At 34.8% G+C, this 6,576-nt stretch carries 7 protein-coding genes; 1 reads left to right on the top strand and 6 read right to left on the bottom strand.

Annotation, left to right across the window (positions count from 1 at the left end):
* A partial coding sequence (locus HN894_05370; protein MBT7142747.1) for a formylglycine-generating enzyme family protein occupies positions 1-734 on the top strand: 734 nt, incomplete at its 5' end.
* A gap of 116 nt (positions 735-850) precedes the next feature.
* Here HN894_05370 and HN894_05375 read toward each other — a convergent pair.
* From HN894_05375 to HN894_05400, 6 genes are all read right to left on the bottom strand, one after another.
* A complete protein-coding gene (locus HN894_05375) occupies positions 851-1,561 on the bottom strand; it encodes a UMP kinase (protein ID MBT7142748.1) in 711 nt (236 codons plus the stop codon).
* Between the two features lie 89 nt (positions 1,562-1,650).
* Entirely contained in the window at positions 1,651-2,481 is an 831-nt protein-coding gene (locus tag HN894_05380) for an elongation factor Ts (GenBank protein ID MBT7142749.1), read from the bottom strand.
* Between the two features lie 23 nt (positions 2,482-2,504).
* Positions 2,505-3,305 (bottom strand): 30S ribosomal protein S2, encoded by an 801-nt coding sequence (gene rpsB / locus HN894_05385; GenBank protein MBT7142750.1) that lies wholly within the window; start codon positions 3,303-3,305, stop codon positions 2,505-2,507.
* Positions 3,306-3,523: 218 nt separating this feature from the next.
* A complete protein-coding gene (gene rpsI / locus HN894_05390) occupies positions 3,524-3,910 on the bottom strand; it encodes a 30S ribosomal protein S9 (GenBank protein MBT7142751.1) in 387 nt (128 codons plus the stop codon).
* Positions 3,911-3,915: 5 nt separating this feature from the next.
* Entirely contained in the window at positions 3,916-4,371 is a 456-nt protein-coding gene (gene rplM, locus HN894_05395; protein ID MBT7142752.1) for a 50S ribosomal protein L13, read from the bottom strand.
* 254 nt (positions 4,372-4,625) lie between these two features.
* Positions 4,626-6,368, bottom strand: a complete 1,743-nt coding sequence (locus HN894_05400; GenBank protein MBT7142753.1) for an alpha-amylase — start codon at positions 6,366-6,368, stop codon at positions 4,626-4,628.
* Positions 6,369-6,576: the final 208 nt, after the last annotated feature.

Consider the following 6,576-nt stretch of genomic DNA (forward strand, 5'->3'; position numbering starts at 1 on the left):
CTAAAGAAATTAATCCAATTGAAAAATTTGAATTTTTAACAACTCCTATTGAAATGGTTTTTGTTAAAGGCGGTACTTTCGATATGGGCAGTAATGATGGCTCTGATGATGAAAAACCGATTCATCCGGTAACACTTCCAGATTTTTATATTGGCAAATATGAAGTAACACAAAAACAATGGACTGAGATTATGGGCAACAATCCATCCCATTTTAAAGATTGTGATGATTGTCCGGTTGAAAATGTTTCCTGGGATGATGTTCAGGAGTTTTTGAAAAAACTAATTGAAAAAACAGGACAAAACTATCGTTTGCCTACCGAGGCTGAATGGGAGTATGCAGCGAGAGGCGGCATTTCGACAGGCTCAACGACCTATGCTGGCAGTAACAATATTGAAGAAGTTGCATGGTATTATGAAAATTCAAATAATAAAACCCATCCAGTAGGCCAGAAAAAGCCAAACGAGCTTGGCATTTTCGATATGAGCGGAAATGTATGGGAGTGGTGTTGTGATAGATATGACAAGGATTATTATCAAAATAGTCCCGAAAATAATCCACAAGGTCCATCAGTTGGCTCTAGTCGTGTTTTGCGTGGTGGTTCATGGATCAGCGACGCCGTCAATTGCCGTATGGCAGATCGCAGCACCGGCATGCCCGTCCTCAGGAGCAACCTTATTGGTTTGCGCCTGCTGTTTGCTTTGCAGTTCACAAGCCAGGAAAAGGACAAGTAGCAGGCAAGGAAGTTTCGGGTCGCTTTCTCAGGGCAAGGGACGTAGCCCTAAGAGAAAGTGAAGCGAAACTGACGAAACGCCGGCAAACACAGGATTGAAACCCTGTGTTGATACCGCTATACTTTCACAATAGTCCCTATTTGTTCACTCAAAATTACTTTTTTCAGGTTTCCAAGTTTGTTCATATCAAAAACAATAATTGGAAGATTGTTTTCTTTGCACATTGTAAATGCAGTCATATCCATAATTTTCAAGCCTTTTTGATAAGCTTCATCAAAAGTGATAGTTTCGTATTTAGTGGCATTTGGATCTTTTTCCGGATCAGCAGTATAAACACCATCTACGCGAGTTCCTTTTAATAAAACCTGAGCGTCAATTTCAACTCCCCGCAGTGCAGAGGCAGTGTCGGTTGTGAAAAATGGATTTCCTGTTCCGCCCGAAAAAATTACAATTTCTTTGTTGAAAAAAGCTTCAAGGCATTTTTGTTTGCTGTAAAGCTCGCCTACAGGTTCCATTCTGATTGATGTGAGGAGACGAGCTTTTGAACCAATAGATTCGAATGCCGACTGTAGAGCCATTCCGTTGATTACGGTTGCCAACATTCCCATATAATCACCTTTCACTCTATCGAAGCCTTTCTCTAATCCTTGCATTCCACGAAAGATATTTCCACCACCGATCACAATTCCAACTTCAACGCCTAATTCAGAAATTTCAGCAATTTGTTCTACATATTCTATAATTCTTTTCTCATCAATACCATATTGAGAATTTCCCATTAGGGCTTCTCCGCTAAGTTTTAATAATACTCTTTTGTATTTTAACATGCCGTTCAATTTTATTTAAATGAACTCAAAGATATAAAAAAAGGGATTTCCATTTCTGAAAATCCCTTTTTTTATTATTGAATAGTTTCTTAACTTTTCAGTGCGAAACGTTTAAATTCTGTAATTTTTAAGTCTTTATTATTTGCAGTAATATATTGCTTAACAGTCATTTTGTTGTCTTTGATAAAGTCTTGATTCGCCAAAGTATTATCTTTAAAGAATTTGTTCAATTTTCCGAAAGCAATTTTTTCAAGAAGTTTTTCTGGTTTCCCTTCTCGAAGTGCTTGTTCTTTTCCAATTTCAATTTCTTTGTCGATAACTTCTTGAGAAACATTTTCTTTATCTATGGCAACAGGATTCATTGCTGCTACTTGCATTGCAACATCTTTTCCTAATTGCTGCTCAAAACTTGAATTGTTAAATCCAACCAATGTTGCAAGCATATTTCCCGCATGAATATATGCAACAACTTTTTCTGCATCTATTTTTGAATAGAAAGATAAAGCAACTTTTTCGCCAATAATTCCACTTTGTTCAACAACCTCTTCGGCCAGAGTTTTTCCGTTTAACTCTAATTGTAATAGTTCGTCGAGATTTGCTACTTGTTTTGCTGTTGCTAAATCAGCTATTATTTTCGCAAAATCAATGAATTTTTCATTCTTTGCAACAAAATCGGTTTCACAATTTAGAACAATCATGATTCCAGATTTCTCATCTGCTGATACTTGAGATAATACAACTCCTTCTGTTGCTTCTCTTTCTGCACGTTTGTTTGCTATTGCTTGTCCTTTTTTTCTGATTACATCAACTGCCTGGTCGAAATCGCCATTTGTTTCTTGTAGTGCTTTTTTGCAATCCATCATACCCGCACCGGTCTGATCTCTGAGTCTTTTAACTTCTGCTGCTTTTATTCCAGCCATTTTATTATATTTTATGTTTTATTCTAATTACCTAAATTTTCAGTTTTCCTGGCTTTTCTTTGTCCGCCGCGTTTTGCTTTGCTTTCGCTTTTTGGTTTTTGTATAGGAGCTTCTTCTCTTTCCTTCTCTCTTTCCATTTTTCTTTCTTCAATACCTTCCGAAATTGCTTTAGTTACAACTTCAATAATTATAGAAATTGATTTTGAAGCATCGTCGTTAGCAGGGATTGGAAAATCTATTATTTCAGGATTCGAGTTTGTGTCAACTATTGCAAAAATTGGGATACCAAGTTTTTTACCTTCAGCAACAGCAATATGTTCTTTAGAAATATCTACAACGAAAAGAGCTGCTGGAACTCTTGTCAAGTCGGCGATACTACCAAGGTTTTTTTCAAGTTTTCCTCGCTGACGACTTATCTGAAGTCTTTCTCTTTTCGATAAGTTTTTGTAAGAACTGTCGAGCATCAATTTATCAATTGATGTCATTTTTTTAACTGCTTTACGAATAGTTGGGAAATTTGTTAACATTCCTCCAGACCAACGTTCTGTTACATAAGGCATTCCTATTGCTTTTACTTTTTCTGAAACAAGTTCTTTGGCTTGTTTTTTAGTAGCAACAAAAAGAATTTTTCTTCCCGATTTTGCAATTTGTTTCATTGCCAAAGCTGCATCATCAAGTTTTGTTACAGTTTTGTGCAAGTCAATAATGTGGATTCCATTTTTCTCCATAAAAATGTATGGTGCCATATTTGGATTCCATTTTCTTTTGAGGTGTCCGAAATGTACACCTGCCTCTAATAATTCATTAAAATTTGTTCGTGACATTTAATTAGTTTTTGTTTACATTCTTAACTAAGCAATTGTCGAGTAGCCACATAAATTTGTGAGTCTCAGCAATTTAGATACTAAACAACATTTAGATTAGTCAATTATAGATTATTATTGTGAAATTTTATACTTGATATGATATCCGAACTTCTTACTTATATCGTGTTTCAATTTAAAACATTCGTAAAAGCACAAAGCAAAGATAGAACAGTAGATTATCGTTTACTGAATTGGAATTTCTTACGGGCTTTTTTCTGGCCTGGTTTTTTCCTTTCTACAACTCTGGAATCTCTTGTTAGTAAATTTTTCCCTTTAAGAGTTGTTTTGTCTTCGGCATTTATTTTTACCATAGCTCTTGCTATTGCTAAGCGTAGAGCTTCTGCCTGACCTTTGATTCCACCACCGTCTAAATTGGCTTTTATATCATATTTTTCGTTTGCTTCTAAGGCACTTAATGGCTGACGTACAATATATTGTAATTGTCCGAGTGTGAAATAATCTTGAATTTCACGATTATTTACCATGATTTTTCCTTTTCCTTCACTAACAAATACTCGTGCTATTGCCGATTTTCTTCTTCCTATTGCGTTAATTACTTCCATTGTTTTTATTTAAGAGTATTTAAATCAATTTTTTTAGCATTTTGAGCTTCGTGCGGATGATTTTCGCCTACGTAAACTTTAAGGTTACGAAACAATGCACTGCCTAATCTGTTTTTAGGAAGCATTCCTTTCACAGCATGTTCTACCAGCTTTCTGGGGTCTTTTGCTTTTATAGCTTCAGGAGAAATTCTTTTTTGCCCTCCGGGATAACCAGAATGCGAAAAGTGTTCTCTGTCAGTCATTTTGTTTCCTGTCAATATAACTTTTTCAGAATTTATTACAATTACATTGTCTCCGCAATCTACATGAGGAGTAAATTCAGGTTTGTATTTTCCTCTTAAAAGTTTAGCTACTTTTGTTGATAACCTTCCTAATATTTCATTATCCGCATCTACAAGTACCCATTCTTTATTGACAGTTTCCTTGTTTGCTGATATGGTTTTATAACTTAATGTATCCACTTTACTCCCTAACTTTTTAATTAATACTTAAATACACAATTTTAACTTCAAATTTTAATAGCTCGCAAAAGTAGAATTAATTTTCTAAAACAAAAAACTTTATTTTAAAATTATTTTATGAATTTACAAATTGGTAGTTTTATGCATTATCCAATAGAAAATTATACTACTCACAATTATTTTAACAGATAAGAATATTCAAATGTTTGATGTAATTTCCTGAAATATTTTCTTAGAGGCACTATTTAGAGGTACTATTTCGAATGTGTTGAAATATTTATCCAATAATACCCATAACCTTCAATTTCAAAATCACTATTCTGTTTATTATTTATTGCTTGCCCAAGAATATCAAATTTTGGTAAATTGTATGTCGGTAAGCTTACTAATTTTTTTGAAGAGGATAAGTTTTGAATTACAAGAACTATTTCATCTTTAAATTCTCGTTTGTATGCAAGAATGTCATCGTAGTTTCTGTTTTGTAGGTTTTCAAGATTTACCCATTCAATTTTGCCGCGACTGAAGCATTTCCAATTTTTTCTATTCTGAATTTGGCTTTTCAGTTGGCTATAAATTTTTGAGCTAAACGATTCTTTTTTGGCGAGTTCGTTTTCAACATTTTGCCAGTCTATTCGTCCACGAACAAGGTATCTGGTATCGTCGTAACCAGTTTCTTTTTTTTGCTCTTCGTAATAATTCTCATCATTTGCTTTTCCGAACTCGTCGCCATAATATATAATAGGTGTACCGGGCAAGCTGAGCATAATTGAAAATGCCAATCCGATTTTTTTGTCATCGAATTTAAACAAATTTGCAAGGCGGGCAGAAACTCCCTCGCCAAGCCTAAAATTCCATAGTGGCTCGTGGCAATAGTTTTCGTGAATATATTTCCTGTCTTCTTCCGAAACGTAAACCAATTCTAAGCTTAACTCATCGTGACAACGCAAAAAAGTGAACCATTGGCATGATTCAGGAATTTTAGGTGTAACCTCTTCGCTCAAAATATTTTTGATAGGATTTGAATTTTCCTGTGCCAGAGCCTTAAAAATTTGTGGCATCAATGGAAAATGATATCCGGCATGGCATTCGTCTTCATTGCCAAAATATTTTATAACTTCAGCAGGCTTTTGACATGCCTCGGCAAGTAGCAAAGTATTTGGTTGAACAAAATCTAAAATTGCTCTAAAGAATTTTACTACAGTATGAGTTTTTGGAAGGTTTTCGCAATCGGTGTTTTCTTCCTTCCATAAATATGGAATTGCATCGGCTCTAAATCCTGCAACTCCTTTTTGCAGCCAGAAAAGTAAGTTTCGGGTCATTGCCAGCAGGACTTCAGGATTTTTGTAATTCAAATCGGGTTGATGTTCAAAAAATCGATGGAAGAAATAGTAATCACCATCTTTTTCCCAATTGCTCGGGCACATTCCTTTAAATATCAGGCGTGCATCTTCGTATTTGTTTGTGTCTTTGTTCCAAATATAATAATCCCGAAAAGGATTATCAACAGATTTTCGGGATTCTTGAAACCACGGGTGTTCAACGGAAGTGTGATTTATTGCAATATCGAAAATTACCTGAATGTTTTTAGTTTGTGCTTTTTTCAGAAAATTCAAAAAAACAGTTTCTTTTTCTGCTTCGTCGGCTTCTGCGGCCAGCCCGAGAAGTTCGGGCCTGATTTTGTCGTAGTTTTTGATATCGAAACCTGCATCTTTCATTGGCGAGTCGAGAATTGGTAAAAGCCATAGACAGCTCACGCCTAAATCTTGCAAATAGTCGAGTTTTGCTTCCAGCCCTTTGAAATCGGTGTTGAACAAATCGACATATAGCGAATATACAATTGCATCTTTGTACCATTCATTGGCTTGAGGAGGGAGCTTTAATGAGTTCTTAAAGTTGTTTATTTCCTCGAAAAAATTGTCTAACAATTCTAATTTTTTATTGCTGTATAAAGTTTTCCATAAATTGCTTAAGACTTGTTTTTCAATAGAGTTCATCATCGTTTGTTTTTCATTTTATCAAAAAAAATAATTGGGACAAAATTATTAAAATTTGAATTGGAAGTGTTTTAACCTGAATAATTCATAAATATTTCTACTACAAGCCCAAACTGCACATCATCTTTGACCGTCCTCAATTTTTATTCCATCAAAATAGCTCGCTATTACTCAAAAATAAAAATCTGTGGTAGTTCAAATCTGACACACA

Source organism: Bacteroidota bacterium, from assembly GCA_018692315.1.
In the GTDB taxonomy this organism is placed as follows: Bacteria; Bacteroidota; Bacteroidia; order Bacteroidales; family JABHKC01; genus JABHKC01.